Source organism: Chloroflexota bacterium (genome assembly GCA_020161265.1).
In the GTDB taxonomy this organism is placed as follows: Bacteria; Chloroflexota; Chloroflexia; order Chloroflexales; family Herpetosiphonaceae; genus Herpetosiphon.
In genome coordinates this window covers 232,674-252,423 of sequence record JAIUOC010000003.1, presented here as the reverse complement: position 1 = coordinate 252,423, position 19,750 = coordinate 232,674, and the positions used below count along the sequence as shown (strand labels likewise).

Below are 19,750 nucleotides of genomic sequence, written 5' to 3'. Positions count from 1 at the left end.
CCATCGTGATTATAATTGATTCTATATTGAAAAGTCTGTTAACAATTATAGCACTCCTCCTATATTAAGCTATCGTTGTATACCATGACAATATTTGTATTTTTTATCACTACCACAAGGGCAAGGATCATTTCTACCAATTTTCTTAATGGGCGTTGTAGGCGGAGGTTTTGTTCCGGGTACAACTGCTAAATCAGCAACCCAAGGCCCTTCATGTGTGATTGGAGGAGGAATAAAAGTGTAGTTAGGAATCATTGTTCCTAAGACCTCATGTGCTATTTGGCGAATAGTAACCCGTTCGATATGAGTAACAGGTTCTTGGTTAGCATTAACAGCAATAAATAGCTGCATTGGGTTTTTTCGTGATAATTCTACATATCTTTCATCAATTGCAGGATCTACATGGGCACCACCATCTTGATCAGCCACATATAGAACAAAATCTCTTCGTGAGAAAGTAAGACCTTTCCTATTATCCATAATAATTTTTGTCCACCATTCATCAAATTTAGTCCAACGACTGCTCCTTAATTTTTGTAGACGAGCTTTATACACTATTCCACCAGGAATAAGTTGTTCAGCTGTTAATCCTTTATATATGGATAGATTACCTTTATAATCATCGGTAGATGTATCATAAAATGATATATTTTTACGACCTAGTTGATCTAATAAACTATGAGAAGTACGGGTGCTATGTAATAGGATTCTAAGTGTTATTGATATTCTTTTAGCTTCACGTTCATCACCATTATCAAAATCTTGACATGATTTTTGAAGGAAATGTAGGTGATCTTCAAGCTGAGATTCTAACTCTTGTCTTGATATGGGTATTTTTACTTGTTTAGCCATTATAAATCCTTTCATCAATTATTTTATTTATCAAATTGTGTAACAACAAATGGCACATGCAATGCATCAGCCGCAGCTTGTTTGGCTCGCTCACCCCGCCGATCGTAGCGGCTCGTGGTGTTGGCATTGCTGTGACCTGCCAGCCGGGCAACCGTCAAGACATCCGTTCCCGCATCCAGTTGATCACTAATAAAGGTTCGTCGAATATCGTGCGGGCTGAAATGCCGCACATTGGCATCCTTGCCACGTCGCTGGCACAAGATATAAATCGCCTGATCACTAAGCCGCTCATACATCTGGCCTGCCACACCACCAGCTTGTAAGCGCCAGAAGAGTGGCCCAGCTTCATCGCCACGCACTGCCAGCCACTCGTCGAGGGCATCACGCGCACCACCCCGCACATATGCCGTCCGCACCTTATTGCCCTTGCCACGAATCGTCAGCATCGCCGTTTCAGGATTGAAGTCGGCCAGATCGAGATTAACGATCTCCGCCCGACGCAAACCGCCAGCGGCATAGGCCAGTGCCAGAATCGCCGCATCACGCCGCCCAACGGGCGATGAATCAGCAGCACACGCGGCAAATAAGGCGCGGAGTTCGGCAGCGGTGAGCGATCGCCCCGCTGCGGCATCGGGTGCGTTCCCTTTGACTGTTTTGAGATCAACCGCTCGCGTGTAGTCCTCACCAGTGATCAGGCCCATGCGCCACGCCATCTTCAGCACCCCGCGTAACGCCGAGAGCATGAGGTTGGCGGTGGATGCTGATTTGCTGCTGGCGAGTTTGGCCCACAAGGCTTGGGTATGTTCAACCCGCAGCTGCGACCACGGAACCACATGCGCATCGGCAAAGCCCATCATTGTTGCCAAACTATGCAGCTGCTTCTCCATGGTGCGTTGGCTATTGGCACTTTGCAGACTAGCGATATAGGCGATAAAGGGGTTGGTGGTTGGTTGAATTGCAGCTGGCGTACTTGCAGCAAGGGTAGTTAATGCGAGTGTAAAATCATTATTCATGCTCGACTCTCCAGCGGTTTGTATAATTCATATTATCATAACCGTTTCGCGCTAAAAAAACATCCGCCAACAGCCTGATTTGGACTGCTGGCGGGTCATCCATCATCGGTCAGTTGATCGCGATAGCCATGCTATTCGTTTCGCGATTGGCTTAGGGTTTCTCAGTATGATCACACCATTCACCATCAGCATCAGTGCTGTTGCAACTCCAAAACTTGTAGGGTTTGCCGCGCCGTGTACCTTGGCGTAATTGCAAGGCGGTTCCATGAACTGGGCACGTTCGTTGGGCCACAGCGCTCGTCGATGCAACTGCCGCCGTTGGTTGGGACGAGTGCGCGGTTGGTGGTTGTGCACCGATCGATTTCAACCGATCAATCACCACCTTCAGTTGTTCCGCCGTCGCGCCCGCAACCGAGGTCGTGCATGGGAATCCATCGATGGTGAAGTGAATTTGGTGATCTACTTTGATGGTTGATGTTGTATCAGACATTGATTTGCTCCTGGGTAATTGAGGTTGAACAAACTCGACAATACCAACTACTATCACTTGGGCTAAATATTTCAGCCCATGCTTCCCTACAAACGCTGCATTTACATGGCCAACCCAATTCCATAGCACGAAGTACTTCAGGATCATAGGTTGGGGATTCAGGCGCTTGTCGTCTTCGCAGTTTGCGAGGACGGTACAGCTTTTTGCGATTCATGCTGGCTCCGCTGCCGGATGAATAACGCTTTGATGGGTTGCCCAATCGCGATGCTTGATCATACGTTTGCACACTGGGCATTGTCTGCGCGTATTCGGGTTGAGTGCTGGCAGTGGCATAAGCGGATGTGATTGAGATTTATGCAAAGCGAGCATGGCAGCCGTGTGGCAAACCGTTGGGCATTGCATACAGTAGTAGCGACCATTCATACACGATGCCCCCACTCGGTAAGTGCTTGCACCACAGGGCCAACATCGCGGAGACTTAGAACAATCCTCTGACCATCACGCCGTAGCACCATACCCCATGTGGTTGGAATAATTTGGATAGGCGTAACGATTTGATGCTCACTCCACGCCAGCTCGGCAGCCACCGTGGCATCATATTCTTGCTCGGCCAATTCATATGCGGCGTTGTCGTCGAGGCCTTCTTCTTCCGCAATGATCGTGGCAAGCTGGAGAATGTGGCTGACCCGACTCAGGCGGTCTCGACGATTGACGGTTTCGGTAGTCATCAGGTATCATCCTTTCGTGACCGAGGCAAGGAGTCCAATCAATACCTCGGTCATCGCTTTGCCCTTTGCTGCTTTGACGAGCAGTGAAGGGTTTAGTATTTAATCTGGCGAACGAGAGCGTGGCGATCGGCGGGAATAGCCGGCGGCGTTGGTGAGGTGGCCAATGCGCGAAATTGCGAGCGAACGGATTGCTCGTGGGACTCGATGCGCTCAGCATCGGCGTAGCGGCCCGCGCGGATCGCTCGTTGCCAGTTGCGACCCAAAATAGCGATGGTTCGGGCGAGGGCATCAATTGGGGTGTTGACGTAGGTAGTTTTTTCAGTGCCAGGTCCGGCAATCATTTCGAATGTTGATGCAGCTGCAACATCAGCCACAACTGTTGCTGATTCTTCAATTTCACTGTTCTCGGTGATAACTTCCCCAGCCAAAGCTACCGTAGCGTCCAAGACGACATCAGCGTCTTCGGGGGTCAAGTCGCTGATGTCAGCGTGTGAGGCACGGCGTAACAGGTCATAGACCAATTCGTTCAAGCGGCTTTCGCCTTCGCTGTAAGAGCTGGCATAGCCGATCGATTCGCCGTTCAAGTAGAGGGCGAAGTCTTTGGTGATGCAGTCGTAGCGGATTTCCTTAGTGTGTGTCATTGTTGTAGCTCCTTATCTTTATAAGCAATATATTACCTTATATGATAATAATGTCAATAGAATAGTATCATAATAAAGCTTATTGACAGATGTTATTCTATACATTAGAATCATAGCATCTCGATAGGGGGTCGCCATGATTCGTAATAATCTGGATGAGATTATGTGGAGACGGAAAATCTCAGTGAAGGATCTGTCCGAACAGACGGGTCTTACCTCCGCCAGAATTTCGAACATCAAGAACAACCCAACAATCAACATTACTACTGAGACAGTAGCAAAGTTGTGCAAAGCGTTGGGTATAACAGTTCAAGACTTGTTGGTTTTTGAAGATTCAGAAGAAGGTTCAGAGTCTAAAATAGAACTAGCCCATCTCGTAACAGTTTAGCAACCTACGAGATGGGCTAGTTCTATTTGTGGTAGTACTGGAGAGCATCGCCAAATACCAACAGTCACTACCACGCAAAGCCAGTTACCCCTTACGAGATAACGCACATTACCAATCTAAATTCCATATATACACGGCCTAATTGGGATGGGTGGTGGGTGGCCGTGTTATTTAAAGCTATTCATAACATCAGAACAAGAAGGTGTTCCTGGTTCGCGAAGTTTCTTCTCAACCAACAACAATTTATCTTGATCTGAGATGTCACCGATACGGGTATAAACATTAGTACTATCAGTTGCTTCTGGGATCATCGTCATCGTATCGCCATCAAATTTCAGAGTACTTTTGAATTGCTGGCGCAATGATGACGGTATAGTTGCTTGATTGGCAAAAGCCGTCTTGATCGTATCGCCCTCTAGTTGGTAGCACATTTCTGGGCCATTCAGGGTAATCATCGATCCATCTGTGACATATACCGTCTCACCATCGATTTGCCATTTACCCAAGATCTTTTGTTGATTCGATTGGCCACATGCTCCAAGCAAAAGAGCAACGAACCCTAATGTGAGCATTTTTCGCATTACACCTTACTCCTGCTCGCTCAAGGATCACATTTCGTCAATTTTCCCATTGTGTTAGCTGACAAGTTTGTGGGCTACCAATCTTGTAATCCCTCGGCTCAGGATCAGCACCATTTATCCAATCATCCGTACATCACTGAACCTTATCGAAAGCAGAACGCTTGGACCTCCACGAGTTCTTGCTTCATAAGAGCCAGGAAGGAATGCTCCTGTTTCAAGATAACTATTGAAGTCTTTTACTATTTGTTCTAATACTGAACGCTTAACAATGTAGTAATCGCTTTTACTAGCATCCTTGAAAGTAATGGAAATGAACATTTCTGCATCGTCACTCATAAAGGAGTCCTTTCAATGAGTAAAATCATAATCCGAGTTGAATATGTGCAACCGCTGGTTATTGATAATAAGATTGACGACAATGTTCGAGTAGCAATGGAATGCGAGTTCCAAAACGGTAATGTTTCCCATTCACTTAATGAAGTGATCAGTGGAATCCAGCAACAGTTGGGAAAAGCCAATCAAGCTCGGGTTCCACAAAATGCTATCCCAAGGGAAAACCCAGATAGTGGCCTTTAGCTTTTACCCTTACAAGTGCAACGAAGGTTCGATGATGAATAGCAATATTGATTGAAGTGAGGAAGGGTAGGCTAGGCATCAAGCGGGGATCTTGCCTCCTGAATGATGCCATCACCCCATAGAACTACTACAGCTAGTTTCTGTAGTAAAAACACAACAACCAGCGATGAAATTCATCACTGGTTGTCTAGATTTGGTGCCACCTTCCGGGCTCGAACCGGAGACCCTACAATTTTCAGTCGTATGCTCTACCAACTGAGCTAAAGTGGCATTGGTGGGTGATGAGGGACTCGAACCCCCGACCTACTCGGTGTAAACGAGACGCTCTACCAACTGAGCTAATCACCCATCTGATTGAATAACGATTTTGGTGCCCAGAGTGGGACTTGAACCCACACGAGATTGCTCCCACTACCCCCTCAAAGTAGCGCGTCTGCCAATTCCGCCACCTGGGCAGGTGGTTTGCAACATTTGGTTTGTGTTGCATTTCGTTATTCAATTGTTTAGTGCCGTGGTATTATAATCAGCTTTAGCTTTCTTGTCAAATTTTATCTTCCCTGCGCCAAATCTGCTCAATCAACGTGCAAAGCTGATTCCATTTCAGGCTTGATTATTGAAGATTTCCATCCATGGCTCGGCTGAGGCAATTGGGATAAAACCAAATTGAGCATACAAACCATGGGCATTTCTAGTTGCTAACAGCCAACGGCGTAAGCCTTGCAAATCAGGGTGAGCCAGCACGGTTTGCACCAACCACTTGCCAAGGCCATGACCACGATGTTCAGCCAAAATATAAACATCATCTAAATAGGCAAAAATCGCGTAATCGGTAATTACTCGTGCCAAGCCTACTTGCTGCTGACCGTGATAAACCCCAAAGCACAACGAATGTTTCACCGAACGAATAATTGTTGCTGGCGCTCGTTCGGCAGCCCAGTAGGTTTGATGCAGCCCGTCAACAATTGCCGCATGATCAAGCCGAGCTGAATCAGTGCTGATCGTATAGTCACCCTTTTGCCATTCCATAATCATGCTCCCAAACAAAAAAACAGCCCCAGTCATAGAACTGAGGCTGTTGCAACATCGATTTTTTAGGGGGCGCAACTTGGTTTGGCGTTCAGCCACGGACTGAAGGTTAAATTAACCCCAACCGCATCGCCGGTGCCAGCACCATTTTGCTCAGGATGATATGGGCCTGAGGCATCGCCCCACCAGTTGTTGCGGGCATCAAAGCCAACATCGCCAGTTAGACCATAGTTTTTGTGACTTTGGAAGCTATTGCCGCTAATCAGAATCCGTGAACCATCTAAGGTTGGGTCAGTTGATTTGATTTGCAGGCCATAGGCTCCGCCGCTAAAGCTATTGCACTGAAACACAGCATTCAATGATTGATTGAATTGCGCTCGAACGTTCGTGCCGCTGCTACCACGGAAACTGTTCTTCTCCAAGACAATTTCAACATCGTCGGCGGTTGCGCTCAAACTCACGCCAGTTGCGCCATCGGTGGCTGTGTTATTAATCACATTGCTGAATAAGCGCAGGCTCTTGCCGCCACGCACTTCGGCACTGATTGGAGCAAAGCCAACCACCCTGCTGCGTTGCATATCAAAGTTACCACCGCTGATATAGATGCGGCCTTTGTTCTCTTCAAAGACGCTATCTTGGATGACCGTATTGCCACCAAGGGCTGAAATCAACACGCCTTCGGAGCCACCACCGCGCATATCAACCCAATTCAAATTAGCCTGACCGCCATTATTAACCACGATTGATTTCCAGAAACTGTTGCCGCTCTTGCGGAAACGGGCCGCATTAGCAGTCAGTGTCCCATCAACTACCAACGATGTATTGGCATCGAGCAATACTTCCACGCCATCATCGATCGTCAAACTTGCACCTTTGGCGATAATCGTATCGCGGCGAATTTTGACTGGGCTTTGAGCCAATGTCCAGCGCGTATTGCCGCGAATCAGATCGTAAGGCAATGGGGTAGGCGTTGGCGTATTGGTTGGGGTCGCGGTTGGCCCTTCGGTTGGGGTGGCGGTTGGAGTTTCAAACGGCTCCTCGGTTGCACTGGGAGTTTCTTCAAATGGATCTTCGGTTGGCTTTGGATCTTCGCCCTCCTCGGTTGGGAAGGGCAATTCATCGGTTGCCACTGGGATATTGGTTGGCGCTGGAGTTGCACTATTTGAACTTGGCGTAGGATAGCCGCCCGAACTCTGGGTTGGCGCAGTCGTGCCACGATTGCCCGTGCTGCCGGTTGGGAATGGTGGAATCGTCGTGCCACCAACTGGCAAGGTTGGAAACGGGTCAACCGTCGAAGTTGGCCCTTGACCAACCGGTGGGGGATACGCACCCTCATTGGTTGGCGTTGCCCGATCAGGCGCTGGCGGCCCGACCACACCCGCCACATCGGTGGGAGTTGGGCGCGTATTGGCAACTTCGGTGCTGGTTGCCAGGGTTGGCGTAATCGAGCCATCAGCTGGGGCTAAAGTTGCCTGAGCCAAACTCGTTGGGCTAGCCGCACCAGAGGGCGATTCGATCGTCGATTGCGAATTGAGACCAAAAATTGCAGCTAAAACAAAGAACGTACCAGCCAACAAGACGGTCTGGTATTGACGAATTTTTTGCATCGCACGACTTGAACGTAGGGCGGTGAGCAACCTTGCTCGTTGAGTTGGTGGGCCACTTGGTGGCAAGTTTTGCATCTCCATAGTGCGGCATGGTAGCACAGCCTGAGCCATCGTGCAATGAAGATTCGCTGAGAAAGAGGGGGGTACTTTTGGCCTAAGTTGCCCGTTGATTATGTCTATGGTACACTCAGACCCTACAAGATTTAACCATCAGTTAAAGCAGCATTGACATGCGGTTTATCTTCTTTATGCAGCATGACATTTCAGAACTGAAGGTTCCCGCGTTGGTTAGCCGTCACAGTTGTTCTGGACGGCGTTTCTACATGAATCGTGGAGGATTCTGTGCAATTTAAGGGTTTACGACTCCTAACAGCGTTAACGATGCTGTTCACGTTGATTGGTACTTCGTTGTCCGCAACATACACCACTCCGACCAGTGCTGTATCAACCTCCCTTGTCATTAGTCAATTCCAAACCGCTGGCGGTACCGCCGATGATGAATTTATCGAAATTCATAATATCAGTGCCAATCCAGTTGATTTGAATGGGCATCGCGTCGTTTATCGTGCTGCTGCTGGTACAACTGATGTTTCAATTGCCAGTTGGACAACCTCGGTTGTGATTCCTGCTGGTGGTTTCTATCTCTTAGGCCGTGCGACCTCATATGATGGCACAGTTACCGCTGATGCAACCTTTGGTAGCGGTATTTCTGGCACAGGCGGCGGCTTCGCGATCCGTAACGGTGATTTGAATACAGGCACAATCATCGATTCAGTTGGCTTTGGTAGTGCTACCAATGCATTTGTTGAAGGCACAGTTGTGGCTGCTCCTAGCGCCAATAATAGTGCTCAACGCAATAATACAAGCTGTACTGATACCGATAATAATGCTGCTGATTTCAGTTTGTTGACCCCTTCAGCTCCGCGTAATAGCAGCAGTCCAGTTGCAACCTGTGGTGGTTCGCCAACCGATAATCCACCAACCGTTGCTAGCACTGTACCAGCCAATGCTGCTAACAATGTGGCTTTGAACGCCAACGTCACACTTACGTTCAGCGAGCCAGTCACCACAACGGGCACTTGGTACACCATCAGCTGTACCAGTGGCACTCGCACCGCCAGCGTTACTGGTGGCCCAACCAGCTATGTGCTTGATCCTAGCAGCGATTTTGCTGCCAGCGATGCTTGTACCGTAACGGTTGTTGCCAGCCAAGTAACCGATCGCGACGGTAGCGTTGATGCGATGGCCCAAGACTATAGCTTCAACTTCAATGTTTCTAGTGGTGTTGCCTGTTCAGGTGGCACGGTTACCCCAATCGGCCAAGTGCAAGGCACTGGCGAAACCACGCCTGCAAATGGTACGGTTGTGACCGTTCAAGGGACGGTGGTAGCCGATTTTGAAGGTGCTCAGCCTGCTTTGCGTGGTTTCTACCTGCAAGATGCTGGCGATAGTAACGATGCAACCTCCGATGGTATTTTTGTATTCAACGGCGGCGCTGATCAAGTTGCGCTTGGTCAAGTCGTGCGCGTAACCGGTACGGCTGGCGAAAATCAAGGCCAAACCCAATTGAGCGGGAGCTTGACGGTTGAGCTTTGTGGCCCAACCAACACGGTTACCCCAACCCAAGTTACTCTGCCATTTGCCTCAACCACCGATGCCGAGCGCTTTGAAGGTATGTTGGTTCAATTCAACCAAAAGCTGGTTGTTTCAGAACACTACTTGTTGGCTCGCTTCGGCCAAGTAACCTTATCGCTCAACGAACGCTTGGCACAACCAACCAACGTGGTTTCACCAGGCGCTCCAGCCTTGGCATTGCAAGCCCAAAATAACTTGCACAAAATCATCCTCGATGATCCATTCAACAACCAGAATGCCGATCCAATTCTGTTTGGTCGTGGTGGCACTGGTTTGAGCGCCGCCAACACCCTTCGCGCTAGCGATAGCATCACTGGCTTGCAAGGTGTGATGACCTACACGTGGGGTGGTAACAGCGCTAGCCCAAACAGTTACCGTGTGCGCGTAACCCAATCGCCAAACTTCGTAGCCGAAAACCAACGCCCAACCTCGCTTGAGCTTGATGGCTCATTACGGGTTGCGGGAATCAACGTGTTGAACTATTTCAACACCTTTGGCAATGGCAACTGTACTGGCGGGGTTGGTGGCTCAGCTACCGATTGTCGTGGTGCTGAAAATAGCGCTGAGTTCTTACGTCAAGCTGATAAAACCGTTGCCGCAATCATCATGACTCAAGCTGATGTGATTGGCTTGATGGAAATTGAAAATGATGGCTTCGGCAGCACCAGCGCAATCCAAGATTTGGTTAATCGCTTGAACACGGCTACCGCGCCAGGTACCTATGCCTTGGTGGATGTCGATACTCGCACTGGCCAAACCAATCCATTGGGGACTGATGCAATTAAGGTTGCTTTACTCTACAAGCCTGGCAAGGTTAGCTTGGCTGGTACAACCGCCGTACTCAATACTGGGGCATTCGGCGATTTCACCACCAGCAGCGGCACAACTGGCCGTAATCGCCCAGCTTTGACCCAATCGTTTACCGAAACCAGCAGCGGCGAAACCTTCACGGTAGTGGTCAACCACTTGAAGTCGAAGGGTAGCGCTTGTACCGATAACGTCAGCCCAGTGCCAAGCGACCCCGATTTGGGCGATGGTCAAGGCAACTGTAACCTGACCCGCAAAACTGCTGCCCAAGAATTAGTGGCTTGGTTGAATACCGACCCAACCAACGTTGATGATAGCGATTATCTGATCATTGGCGACTTGAACTCATACGCCATGGAAGATCCAATCACCGCTATTCGCAACGCTGGCTATGTCAATATTCCCAAAACCTTGCTTGGCGACGAAGCCTACTCATACATTTTCGATGGCCAAACTGGCTCACTCGACCACGCCTTGGCTAGCACGTCGTTGTTCAGCCAAGTTGCCGATGTTCAAGAATTGCACGTCAACGCCGACGAACCTATCGCCTTGGATTACAACACCAATTTCAAGAGCGCTGGGCAAATCGTCAGCTTGTACAATAACGATGCCTATCGTGCTTCCGACCACGATCCAATTGTGGTTGGCTTAGCCTTGGGCGCGACTCCAACCGCCAACTTCAGCACTTCAACCAAAACCGTTAGCAGCACCAGCGTCGAACAAGGTGAGGTCTTCACCTACACCTTGACGATTCGCAACACGGGTGCAGCTGAAGGCAGCTTTAGCTTGAGCGATGTTATCAACAGCAACCTGCAAATTGTCAGTGTTACTGGTGGCTTGACCATCAACGGTCAAACCGTGAGTGCCAATAGCAGCCTCGCGCCAAATAGCAACAAAACCTATACCATCGCTGTGCGCAGCGTGGGCAATTTCGTGGGTAGCGTTGGCAACACCGCTGTGCTCAACAGCAACATTAACTTGACCGCCGATAGCGTGACAGTCAATGCAACGACAACCCCAAGCTTCACTGTGTACATGCCATTAGTCACCAAAAACTAATTTGGCTGAACTCGAAGCGCCCAGCACCAGCAATTGGTGTTGGGCGCTTTTTTGGTTAATCAGCCTAAAGCCGCTAGTCAGGCTTCATTGCATTTTTATAATGAAGCAGATTGAAGTACATTGGAGCAGCAGCCAGCCATGCAGTATACAGACCGTAGCGAGGCAATCAGCGAATATCTCAATCGCTGCCCATTCCACAATACCATCACAATAACGAATCGATTAACGTCCGATGATGATCGGATTATCACAATCCTCAACAATCACACGATCGCGATCGAAATTTATTTGGCAAAATCAAATTATTGCCTCATTAATGCAGGTTTGGGATTCAATGTTGATGATATCTACTGGCCCAATTTCCCTGCAATTGCGGTGCTTGAATATTTAGTTAATGGCAATCTGGTTGAAAAACAGCGCATGCTTGGTTCAACCTGTGTTGGCGTGAGTAGTTATGTGGCAATCAACGCTGACATTATCTACAGTAATCGAACATTCTGCCTGCTTGGCGAGCTGCTGCACGTGTTTACAAAGGCAACGCGCTTCGTTCAATATCCAAAACTTGTGGATTCAAAATCAGCTATAGATCAACCGTTAGCCTAACGCTCAATATGCCAAATTGGGGCTTGCATGTGCTCATTGCAGGTTGTAAGCTAGCAGCACCACAGCGAATCAATTTGGAGAGAGATGCTTGCTTTTTGGCATACCTATCAACGGGTCAAACATGGCAGTTGGAGCTTGGTTTTGGGCTTGGCTTTGGTAGCTTGCTCAATTCCAGGCAATTACTCCTCGGATAATCCACCAACCAGCCCACCAGCCGAACTTCAAATCGCAGCAGGATTCACGATTACCCCGATTATTACGGGCCTCGATCAGCCAACTGGGCTAGCATTTGATCCTCAAGGACGTTTGTATATTGCCCAACGCTCAGGCACTGTGCTAGTCAGCGATGGAACCAACCCACCCCGCGAGTACGAAACTGATTTCAACAAACCATTGAGTTTGCATTGGTATGAGCAGGCGTTGTATGTCGTTGAGCAAGGCCAAATTCAGCGCTTGAGCGACGACAATAGCGATGGAACGGTCGATCAGCAAATGGTTTTATTGAGCGATCTGCCTGATCAAATTGAGGCGGCCACGCTGGTTTCCGATGTTCAAGGTTGGCTCTATCTCGGCGTGGGAACACGCGCCGATCATACGGCAACCGCTGGAATTCAAGAGGGTTATATTCGGCGTTTTCGCGCCGATGGCAGCGAATCGAGCGTGTATGCAACTGGTTTGCGCATGCCCTTTGGCCTAGCTTTCGACCCACAACAACAGCTTTATGCCACCGATAACGGGCGCGAAGGTCTTGGCGACGATCTCCCGCCCGATGAGGTAAATCGAATCACGGCTGGAGCCGATTATGGTTGGCCGCGCTGTTGGGGTCTGCGTCAGCCCGATGCTGATGGCGGCGGTGATGCGGCCAACTGTGCGACCACCAACGAGCCAGTTGCGCTGTTGCCTGCCCATAGCGGTGTAACCGGAATTGTGTTCTATCAGGGCACTGCGTTTCCCGCCAGATATCACGGCGATGCCTTCATTGGCTTATCAGGTTCATGGTATAGCCAAGAATTACGTGGCCATAGCATCGTCCGTATGGATGCCGAAACACAGCAGATTGAACCATTCGCCAGTGGTTTTGGCCGACCTGTTGGTTTCGCGATTAGCCCGCAAGGCCAATTGTTGGTCGCTGATTACGACCGTGGCACAATCGTGATGATTGCTGCTCAACCTTAACCATAGCAAGAAAGTAGCTGGAAGATGGCACATATTATTAGCATTGCCTGTGGCGTGACCCCATGGGCCTTCCGAATTTCAACAACAAGCGCATGGGTATGGGGCAGCCTGCTAGTGGCGGCGACGATTTGGGCCAAAGCAATGGGCTTAATGTTCTACGATTGGTTCGCTGATCGCTCGGCATGGCTTGATGGCTTTCGTTTAACTATTGGCAATCTGCTTGTTATTTGGTTGAGCTATGTCGTTTTCCGCTCACCCGACACGATTTATACCAGCTTCATCGGGATCATTCTTTTGGATTACCTCACCATGAGCTGGATTATCAAGCAACGCGCAGCCAAAGCGATTAATCGTGATCCAATCGGCCAGCTTCAAGTTATTGATCATACACCAAAGATGTATGAATCGCCAACAAAAATCGCCGTGATGATTAACTTGTTTGCGATTGCAGCGACAATTCTTGGTAGTTTACTCTTGTTCTTTGTCAGCGTATTTGTATTGAGCTAAATGAGTGCAAGGAGCAGGTATGCAGCAGCTCGTTCTGGCCTGTGGCTACAATCCATTCGGCTATATGATTTTCTTCTTCATCATGGTCATTCCATTTAGTCTGACTTTAGGTATCAAATGGTTTTTTCTGGCGCAAACGCTACGCGCATCCCACCGTTCGTTATTTCTCCATAGCTTAGGATTAACCTTTATCGTAGGATTGGTGATTGGCTTCGTTTTCATCTCTGCCTATATTTTGCCAACTTCTTTATTTATAATAGAAATCGGGGGGTTCTACTCGTATCAATTTTTTATTTGGGCAATTGTTTGCATTGTTGATACATTCTTGATCGAACGCTGGTCGCTCAAACCCAAAGCTCAAGCAATCAGCCTAACTGACGATCAGAAATTACAGGTTGAAGCAGCAGCGATTAACTATCAGCCATCCTGGGTCGCTTCCCTCCTCTCAAATACATTAATTGCGATCGTCGTTGCCTTATTTTTCCAAATGATCGATTAACTAGTAGTGAGGCCGCCATGCAGCAGATTGTAATTGCCTGTGGCTCTAATCAATTGGGTCAAATTTTTGCCTTAGTTGGGGTATTAGTTCTATTTTTCATGAATTTAGGCATCAAATGGTTTTTTCTGGCAAAAACTCGGCGTTCGGCACGCCGTTCATTGTTTATCGATAGCTTTGGGTTAATGTTTATGACAGGAGTGGTGACGGTCTTTGTTTTCATCGCTGCTTATATTCTGCCAACCTTTTTATTTGTGATCGAAATTGGATTTTTCTATTCCTATCAAATTTTCATTTGGGCAATCGTTTGCGTTGTCGATACATTCTTGATCAATCGCTGGTCGATTAAACCGAATGTCCAAGCAATCAGCCTAACTGATGATCAGCAATTACAGGTTGAAGCTGTGCCTATGAGCTATCAACCTGCGTGGGCCGTCGCGCTCCAATCGAATACATTAATTGTGATCATCGTTGCTTTGTTTTTCCAAATGATCGATTCAATGAACTAGTAATGAGGCGGCTATGCAGCAGATTTTGATTGCCTGTGGAATTAATCCAATCGGTGCACTGATTGAACTAGTATTTTGGATTATCGGAATTATCATGGCCATTTGGTTTGTGGTGGTGTTTAAAGCTTGGGCCTTTCCACGCAGTCAATGGGTCAACCAGCGAGCACCAATGCTTAAAAGTTTTATGCTGTTGATGACTGGAGCGACGGTCATCATCCTCGTTATGACAGGCATATATTTCCTTGCACCTGCGATCTTTAACTATCGCTGGGGATTTGTCCGCCAGTATCACTTAATGCTCCTGTTGGTGATTTGTATTCACGATGCGTTGGTAATGAACTATTGGCTCAATCAAAGCTATGCCCAAACCCTAAGCCTTGATCCAAATCAACAAATGCAGGTCGATCCCGCTCGCAGCCATTGGTATCAACCGTGGGTCATTGCCTTTAGTACCAACCTATTGATCTTTCTCTGTTTGATGCCAGTGTTGCGCTTAACCAATTGAGTATCCAGCAGATTGCTTACGAATTAACCAACCATGCCTCGCCTTGCCCAAGCAAACTGATATCTTGCTGATATTGCTGAGAGTTGCTTGAAAAAGGGAACACAATTGGCCTGCTATCCGTTATGATAGGAACAGCCGAATCGATTTTAGTGTGTGGAGCATGGTATGCGCTGGATACGCTGGTGTTGGCTGCTGTTGCTGATAGCCCTACCGATCAGTGCAGCATCGAGCCAAGAGCAATCAAATGGGCTAGTTTGGCAGGTTGAGCCAGTTTTTGGCACGGTTTATCGCGCTGGTGAGTGGATGGCGTTGCGAGTCAAGGTCAGCAATACTGGCGTTGATCGCATGGTCGAAATTCACATTGGCAACTACAATGTTGAGCTTGATGTGCCAGGTGGCTCACAAAAAGAAACCTTGGTCTATGGCCAATTTGATCAGGCCTTTCGGGTGCCAATGGCCATGTATTTAAATGGTGAGAAGCGCGAAACCGCTACGCTGCAATTACGTTCCACCGACCGCCCAATGGTCGCAACCTTATTAGAACAGCCACTACCCCAATTAACCAAAGTGGTATTAGTTGCCACTGATAGCCAACAATTGCCCGATGTGCAGATTGGCCTTGATATGCTGAGTGGGATCGTGCTCAATCAGCGTTCATGGGGTGAACTAACTCCTGAACAACAGCAAGCGATCAAGCAATGGGTTAATAATGGCGGGGTGTTGGTCGCCGAGCCAAATCTGCTCGAAGATTTACCAGCCGAACTCCAGCCAGCCCAAGCTACTGGCCAGCAAACGATTGCGACCACAACTCTAAGTCAAGTGTTTGGCCAGCCATTTAATCTGCAAAGCTTGGAAGTTGCCCTACTTCAGCCCAACCAACAAGCAGCGACCAGCCTCAAACAAGAGCAAACGCCGCTGCTAGTTAAGCGCTCGGTTGGCCGTGGCTTCGTGATTGCCAGCGCCTTTAATCTTGATCAAGCTGAATTTACGGCGTGGCGGGGCTATGAAAACCTACTGGCCTCGCTCTTTCCTCAGCAACAAGATCTAGGCTGGATGGGTGCTGGTAGCAGTGAAAGTATGTTACGTGATAGTGCTGCACCTGCGTTGCTGAACAATTTGCCAGCGCTCGATTTGCCGCCGCTGCAAACCCTGTTAATTCTTTTGGGAATTTATATTGTTTTGGCGGGGCCAGTTACCTATCTTGTGCTACGGCGGCTTGATCGCATGGCCCTGGCTTGGCTGACGATTCCGGCATTAACCTTAGTTTTTGCCGTGCTAGCCTATGGAATTGGCTCGAAACAACGGGGCACTGATATTTTGGTTCACGATGTGGCCTTGATTTACCCCGATGATCAAGCTAACGCCACAGTTTTGGGCTATGCGGGCATTTTCTCGCCAATACGCGAAGACTATCAAGTCACAATCAACCATGGCGCGTACCCTCGCCCATTGTTGGTTAGCCCCAATATGGGCACTAATGGTGGCATTAACGCCACTAGAGCGCTCTACAGTCATCAGCCAGGCGATGTGCGGAACCTCACGATCAATCAATGGTCGATGGAAATGTTTGCCTATGAACGCGATATCAGCGATGCGCCGCATGTGCAAATTGAAATCAGTATGCAAGGTAAAAAGCTGATTGGTAAAGTCAAAAATACCAGTACCTATACCTTGAGTGATGCGGCCTTTATTATGTTAGGTAACGCTCAAAAGTTTGGCACAATCGAGCCAGGTGTGGAAAAATCGATCGAATTGCAAATTGACAACAATCCCTCGATGTCGGGGGCAAGCTATTTGTTGTTCCAAAAAGAGCTTGATGCAGGCTACCAAACTGAATTTGGCCCGCCGCGCGAGCTTTTGGCCAAAACTCAAGCACTCGATATCGCCCTACCCAATAGCTATGGCAGTGTTGATCGAAATGCTGTGTTTGTAGCGTTTGTCGATTTCAATCAAGCGGTAATCGACTTGCCGGAAAAACGCTTTGCTGCCACCCAACGCAGTCTGCTGATTCAATATCCGCAACTACGCTATAGCCAAAATACGGTCGAACTGACCAATAATTGGTTTAGCTATAGCTTAGAAGACGATCTAGGTATGGGAATGAGTTCGACCTGTACCACCACTGCCCGTGGCGCGGGCACCAGCATCTCGCAAAAAACTGGTATTATCGAACTCAGCCTACCCACGGCATTTAGCTCAATCGAAGCTCAATCGCTACGGCTCTTACCAACGATTGATGGTGGCATGGTCACGCCCAATAAATTAACGTACGAATTGTATAACTGGACAACCAGTCAATGGGATGTCGTTGAATTCAAAAATGGAGCGATTGATCTGACCACCAGCCCCAGCACCTATTTGCAGCAAGGCAACCTGCGCACCCGCTATACCCTCGATCCAACGGTTGATACCACGGCAGGGTTGTGGGGTTGCTTCTCGGTTGGGCCAGTGCTTTCGGGAGTTGTCAAATGAGCGAATTAGCCATCCAAACTGTTGATCTGTTGCGGCGTTATGGCAAATACACTGCTGTCAACAAGCTTAATTTAAATATCACACCTGGCAGCATTTTTGGGTTTCTCGGCCCCAATGGGGCAGGCAAAACCACAACCTTGCGCATGCTAGCAGGCTTGCTTGAGCCCAGCAGCGGTCAGGTGTTTTTGCATGGCCAGCTAATTCAAAAAACCAGCACAGCAGCGGCAATCGTCGGCTATATGCCCGATTTCTTTGGGGTTTACGATGATCTGCGGGTCTGGGAATATCTCGATTTTTATGCCCGCTGCCATGGCATTGAGCCAGCCAAGCGCAAAAGCACGGTCGATGGCCTGCTCGATTTGGTTGATCTCAGCGAAAAGCGCAATGCGTTTGTGCAACATCTGAGCCGTGGCATGCAACAACGTTTATGTTTGGCCCATGCCTTGGTGCACGACCCCAAAATTTTATTGCTCGACGAACCGGCCAGCGGCCTCGACCCTCAAGCGCGGGTTGAGTTGCGCGAATTGCTGCGCACCCTGCGCGATATGGGCAAGACAATCATTCTTAGTTCGCATATTTTGAATGAGCTTGAAGATATTTGTACCGATTTTGGCATTATGGCCCGTGGGCAGTTGCTGGCGCAAGGGTCGCTTGAAACCTTACGGCAACGTAGCCGTCCGGCCCTGCAAATTAAAATGCTCGACGATCTTGAGCGGGCGATGCGCTTGATTGCTGCGCAATCGGGCGTTTTGCGGGTGCTCGAACCAGCCGAAGCCACGCCAATGCTGATCGAAGTGGAATTTGATGGTGACGAGCAGCAAGCGTCACAATTATTGCTCAATCTAGCGCGGGCCGAGCTACCAATTGCCGATTTTCATCGTGAAGACGATTCGCTGGAACGGCTGTTTTTGCAGCTTGTCAACAACCATGGTCTGGAGGAACGAGTATGAGCAATCGTGCAATCAGCCGTCGTTGGAGCTTACAACCCAACCCTATCGTGGTCAAAGAGTTGCGTTCGCGCATGCGCGGTGGCCGAGCGTTTATCTTGCTCACCGGCTTTTTGATGGGCTTAGGCTTGGTTGGCTATGGCTTGTTTTTGCGGGCAACCAGCGGCCAAGCAACGGGCATGCCGATCTTCAGCGCCCAAATTGGCCAAACCTTGTTTGCAGGTTTAGCCTTTATGTTGCTGTTTTTGGTCATTTTAATTGCCCCAGCAGTCACAGTTGGAGCCATCAGCAGCGAGCGCGAACGCCTAACCTATGAAATGTTGATCGCCACAAATCTGCCATCACATCGCTTGCTGTGGGGCAAATTGATCTCAGCGCTTTCGTATATTGCGCTCTTGTTGCTGGCGGCAATTCCACTGGGCAGTATCGTCTTTTTATTTGGTGGAATTACGCTGCGCCATGTGTTACAAGCAGCAGCGATTATTGTGTTAAGCGCGATCACCAGCGCCATGCTTGGCATTTGGGCCTCGGCCATGACTGGTAAAACCGGACGCGCAGCAGTGGTAAGTTACGTGATTATTGGCTTGGTGTTAGGTGGATTTTTGTCCGGAGCTGAAATCTGGACCAATCGCACCAGCGATCCTGTGCCAACTGGCCTCTTAGCCCCCAACCCAATCAGCGCCTTGGCCTCAAGCATTGGCACCTTGTCGGGGCCAAGCAATGGCGGGATGATTACCACCATGCGAGCATTTGAAGCTGTACCAATGGCGGCTGGTGGCGGCGGTTGGTGGCCTGGAATGAATTCGTTTAGTGGTGGCTTAAATTTCCCAGGCTGGCAAACTTTTTCGATTGGAATTTACCCGGTAGCTGATCAATTTGGGCCTGATGGCATGCCAATTATTGCCGAACCACGTTCGGTTTGGCGCACAACATTAATTATTTTGATTATGGCATGTTTGGTGTTCTTCTGGATGGCGCTGCATGCGGTCAAACCACGCCGCCGTTGGTGGCCAACTTGGGGCGATTTGGCGATGCTTTCGGTAACCTCGTTGAGTTTGCTTGGCCTTGGTGCTTGGATTGGCTGGTGGTTTTAGCTAATTAATTATCCAACCACGGTGCAAGCTGGGTTGGC

General features: G+C 48.8%; 21 protein-coding genes and 3 tRNA genes. 12 read left to right on the top strand and 12 right to left on the bottom strand.

Annotated elements, in window-relative coordinates; translation table 11 throughout:
* Window positions 1-69: 69 nt before the first annotated feature.
* The 5 genes from LCH85_08350 to LCH85_08330 all read right to left on the bottom strand — a co-directional run bounded on the left by LCH85_08350 (window position 70) and on the right by LCH85_08330 (window position 3,724).
* Window positions 70-852 carry an SEC-C domain-containing protein gene (locus LCH85_08350; protein ID MCA0351994.1) on the bottom strand — a complete coding sequence of 261 codons (783 nt, stop codon included), beginning with the start codon at window positions 850-852 and terminating at the stop codon, window positions 70-72.
* Window positions 853-875: 23 nt separating this feature from the next.
* Complete coding sequence (locus LCH85_08345; protein MCA0351993.1) at window positions 876-1,865, bottom strand: tyrosine-type recombinase/integrase; 990 nt, start codon at window positions 1,863-1,865, stop codon at window positions 876-878.
* A gap of 151 nt (window positions 1,866-2,016) precedes the next feature.
* Complete coding sequence (locus tag LCH85_08340; protein MCA0351992.1) at window positions 2,017-2,355, bottom strand: hypothetical protein; 339 nt, start codon at window positions 2,353-2,355, stop codon at window positions 2,017-2,019.
* A 419-nt stretch (window positions 2,356-2,774) separates the two neighbouring features.
* Window positions 2,775-3,083 (bottom strand): hypothetical protein, encoded by a 309-nt coding sequence (locus tag LCH85_08335; GenBank protein ID MCA0351991.1) that lies wholly within the window; start codon window positions 3,081-3,083, stop codon window positions 2,775-2,777.
* A 92-nt stretch (window positions 3,084-3,175) separates the two neighbouring features.
* Window positions 3,176-3,724, bottom strand: coding sequence for a hypothetical protein (locus LCH85_08330; protein ID MCA0351990.1), 549 nt, complete (start codon window positions 3,722-3,724; stop codon window positions 3,176-3,178).
* A gap of 136 nt (window positions 3,725-3,860) precedes the next feature.
* Between LCH85_08330 and LCH85_08325 the strand changes: the two genes are divergently transcribed.
* Window positions 3,861-4,112, top strand: coding sequence for a helix-turn-helix transcriptional regulator (locus tag LCH85_08325; protein ID MCA0351989.1), 252 nt, complete (start codon window positions 3,861-3,863; stop codon window positions 4,110-4,112).
* Window positions 4,113-4,279: 167 nt separating this feature from the next.
* Here LCH85_08325 and LCH85_08320 read toward each other — a convergent pair whose 3' ends face one another.
* Together LCH85_08320 and LCH85_08315 are read right to left on the bottom strand one after the other, a co-directional pair.
* On the bottom strand, window positions 4,280-4,693 hold the full coding sequence (locus tag LCH85_08320) for a hypothetical protein (protein MCA0351988.1): 414 nt from the start codon (window positions 4,691-4,693) through the stop codon (window positions 4,280-4,282).
* Between the two features lie 114 nt (window positions 4,694-4,807).
* Window positions 4,808-5,029, bottom strand: coding sequence for a hypothetical protein (locus tag LCH85_08315; protein MCA0351987.1), 222 nt, complete (start codon window positions 5,027-5,029; stop codon window positions 4,808-4,810).
* Between the two features lie 15 nt (window positions 5,030-5,044).
* Between LCH85_08315 and LCH85_08310 the strand changes: the two genes are divergently transcribed.
* Window positions 5,045-5,269, top strand: a complete 225-nt coding sequence (locus LCH85_08310; protein ID MCA0351986.1) for a hypothetical protein — start codon at window positions 5,045-5,047, stop codon at window positions 5,267-5,269.
* A 194-nt stretch (window positions 5,270-5,463) separates the two neighbouring features.
* Here the strand turns inward: LCH85_08310 and LCH85_08305 are convergent.
* The 5 genes from LCH85_08305 to LCH85_08285 all read right to left on the bottom strand — a co-directional run bounded on the left by LCH85_08305 (window position 5,464) and on the right by LCH85_08285 (window position 7,977).
* Window positions 5,464-5,539, bottom strand: a tRNA-Phe gene (locus tag LCH85_08305).
* Between the two features lie 2 nt (window positions 5,540-5,541).
* Window positions 5,542-5,617: transfer RNA gene (locus LCH85_08300), tRNA-Val, on the bottom strand.
* A 20-nt stretch (window positions 5,618-5,637) separates the two neighbouring features.
* A tRNA-Leu gene (locus LCH85_08295) sits at window positions 5,638-5,724 on the bottom strand.
* Window positions 5,725-5,869: 145 nt separating this feature from the next.
* Window positions 5,870-6,295: a GNAT family N-acetyltransferase gene (locus LCH85_08290; protein ID MCA0351985.1), complete on the bottom strand. Its 426-nt coding sequence runs from the start codon at window positions 6,293-6,295 to the stop codon at window positions 5,870-5,872.
* A 65-nt stretch (window positions 6,296-6,360) separates the two neighbouring features.
* Window positions 6,361-7,977 carry a hypothetical protein gene (locus LCH85_08285; protein ID MCA0351984.1) on the bottom strand — a complete coding sequence of 539 codons (1,617 nt, stop codon included), beginning with the start codon at window positions 7,975-7,977 and terminating at the stop codon, window positions 6,361-6,363.
* A 267-nt stretch (window positions 7,978-8,244) separates the two neighbouring features.
* Between LCH85_08285 and LCH85_08280 the strand changes: the two genes are divergently transcribed.
* The 10 genes from LCH85_08280 to LCH85_08235 all read left to right on the top strand — a co-directional run bounded on the left by LCH85_08280 (window position 8,245) and on the right by LCH85_08235 (window position 19,712).
* Entirely contained in the window at window positions 8,245-11,403 is a 3,159-nt protein-coding gene (locus tag LCH85_08280; protein MCA0351983.1) for an ExeM/NucH family extracellular endonuclease, read from the top strand.
* Between the two features lie 288 nt (window positions 11,404-11,691).
* Window positions 11,692-12,006, top strand: a complete 315-nt coding sequence (locus LCH85_08275; GenBank protein MCA0351982.1) for a hypothetical protein — start codon at window positions 11,692-11,694, stop codon at window positions 12,004-12,006.
* Between the two features lie 84 nt (window positions 12,007-12,090).
* Window positions 12,091-13,182, top strand: a complete 1,092-nt coding sequence (locus LCH85_08270) for a PQQ-dependent sugar dehydrogenase (GenBank protein MCA0351981.1) — start codon at window positions 12,091-12,093, stop codon at window positions 13,180-13,182.
* Window positions 13,183-13,206: 24 nt separating this feature from the next.
* Entirely contained in the window at window positions 13,207-13,689 is a 483-nt protein-coding gene (locus LCH85_08265; GenBank protein ID MCA0351980.1) for a hypothetical protein, read from the top strand.
* A 19-nt stretch (window positions 13,690-13,708) separates the two neighbouring features.
* Complete coding sequence (locus tag LCH85_08260; protein MCA0351979.1) at window positions 13,709-14,188, top strand: hypothetical protein; 480 nt, start codon at window positions 13,709-13,711, stop codon at window positions 14,186-14,188.
* Window positions 14,189-14,205: 17 nt separating this feature from the next.
* On the top strand, window positions 14,206-14,694 hold the full coding sequence (locus LCH85_08255) for a hypothetical protein (protein ID MCA0351978.1): 489 nt from the start codon (window positions 14,206-14,208) through the stop codon (window positions 14,692-14,694).
* A 13-nt stretch (window positions 14,695-14,707) separates the two neighbouring features.
* Entirely contained in the window at window positions 14,708-15,199 is a 492-nt protein-coding gene (locus LCH85_08250; protein ID MCA0351977.1) for a hypothetical protein, read from the top strand.
* Between the two features lie 165 nt (window positions 15,200-15,364).
* Window positions 15,365-17,671 carry a hypothetical protein gene (locus LCH85_08245; GenBank protein ID MCA0351976.1) on the top strand — a complete coding sequence of 769 codons (2,307 nt, stop codon included), beginning with the start codon at window positions 15,365-15,367 and terminating at the stop codon, window positions 17,669-17,671.
* Window positions 17,668-18,621, top strand: a complete 954-nt coding sequence (locus LCH85_08240; GenBank protein ID MCA0351975.1) for an ABC transporter ATP-binding protein — start codon at window positions 17,668-17,670, stop codon at window positions 18,619-18,621. The genes LCH85_08245 and LCH85_08240 overlap by 4 nt, the downstream gene beginning before the upstream one ends.
* A complete protein-coding gene (locus LCH85_08235) occupies window positions 18,618-19,712 on the top strand; it encodes an ABC transporter permease (protein ID MCA0351974.1) in 1,095 nt (364 codons plus the stop codon). Before LCH85_08240 ends, LCH85_08235 begins: the two co-directional genes overlap by 4 nt.
* Window positions 19,713-19,750 lie beyond the last annotated feature (38 nt).

Coding starts and splice junctions, on each gene's coding strand:
- LCH85_08350 (MCA0351994.1), bottom strand. CDS start 852: ATGGCTAAACAAGTAAAAATACCCATATCAAGACAAGAGTTAGAATCT.
- LCH85_08345 (MCA0351993.1), bottom strand. CDS start 1,865: ATGAATAATGATTTTACACTCGCATTAACTACCCTTGCTGCAAGTACG.
- LCH85_08340 (MCA0351992.1), bottom strand. CDS start 2,355: ATGTCTGATACAACATCAACCATCAAAGTAGATCACCAAATTCACTTC.
- LCH85_08335 (MCA0351991.1), bottom strand. CDS start 3,083: ATGACTACCGAAACCGTCAATCGTCGAGACCGCCTGAGTCGGGTCAGC.
- LCH85_08330 (MCA0351990.1), bottom strand. CDS start 3,724: ATGACACACACTAAGGAAATCCGCTACGACTGCATCACCAAAGACTTC.
- LCH85_08325 (MCA0351989.1), top strand. CDS start 3,861: ATGATTCGTAATAATCTGGATGAGATTATGTGGAGACGGAAAATCTCA.
- LCH85_08320 (MCA0351988.1), bottom strand. CDS start 4,693: ATGCGAAAAATGCTCACATTAGGGTTCGTTGCTCTTTTGCTTGGAGCA.
- LCH85_08315 (MCA0351987.1), bottom strand. CDS start 5,029: ATGAGTGACGATGCAGAAATGTTCATTTCCATTACTTTCAAGGATGCT.
- LCH85_08310 (MCA0351986.1), top strand. CDS start 5,045: ATGAGTAAAATCATAATCCGAGTTGAATATGTGCAACCGCTGGTTATT.
- LCH85_08290 (MCA0351985.1), bottom strand. CDS start 6,295: ATGGAATGGCAAAAGGGTGACTATACGATCAGCACTGATTCAGCTCGG.
- LCH85_08285 (MCA0351984.1), bottom strand. CDS start 7,977: ATGCAAAACTTGCCACCAAGTGGCCCACCAACTCAACGAGCAAGGTTG.
- LCH85_08270 (MCA0351981.1), top strand. CDS start 12,091: ATGCTTGCTTTTTGGCATACCTATCAACGGGTCAAACATGGCAGTTGG.
- LCH85_08265 (MCA0351980.1), top strand. CDS start 13,207: ATGGCACATATTATTAGCATTGCCTGTGGCGTGACCCCATGGGCCTTC.
- LCH85_08260 (MCA0351979.1), top strand. CDS start 13,709: ATGCAGCAGCTCGTTCTGGCCTGTGGCTACAATCCATTCGGCTATATG.
- LCH85_08255 (MCA0351978.1), top strand. CDS start 14,206: ATGCAGCAGATTGTAATTGCCTGTGGCTCTAATCAATTGGGTCAAATT.
- LCH85_08250 (MCA0351977.1), top strand. CDS start 14,708: ATGCAGCAGATTTTGATTGCCTGTGGAATTAATCCAATCGGTGCACTG.
- LCH85_08245 (MCA0351976.1), top strand. CDS start 15,365: ATGCGCTGGATACGCTGGTGTTGGCTGCTGTTGCTGATAGCCCTACCG.
- LCH85_08240 (MCA0351975.1), top strand. CDS start 17,668: ATGAGCGAATTAGCCATCCAAACTGTTGATCTGTTGCGGCGTTATGGC.
- LCH85_08235 (MCA0351974.1), top strand. CDS start 18,618: ATGAGCAATCGTGCAATCAGCCGTCGTTGGAGCTTACAACCCAACCCT.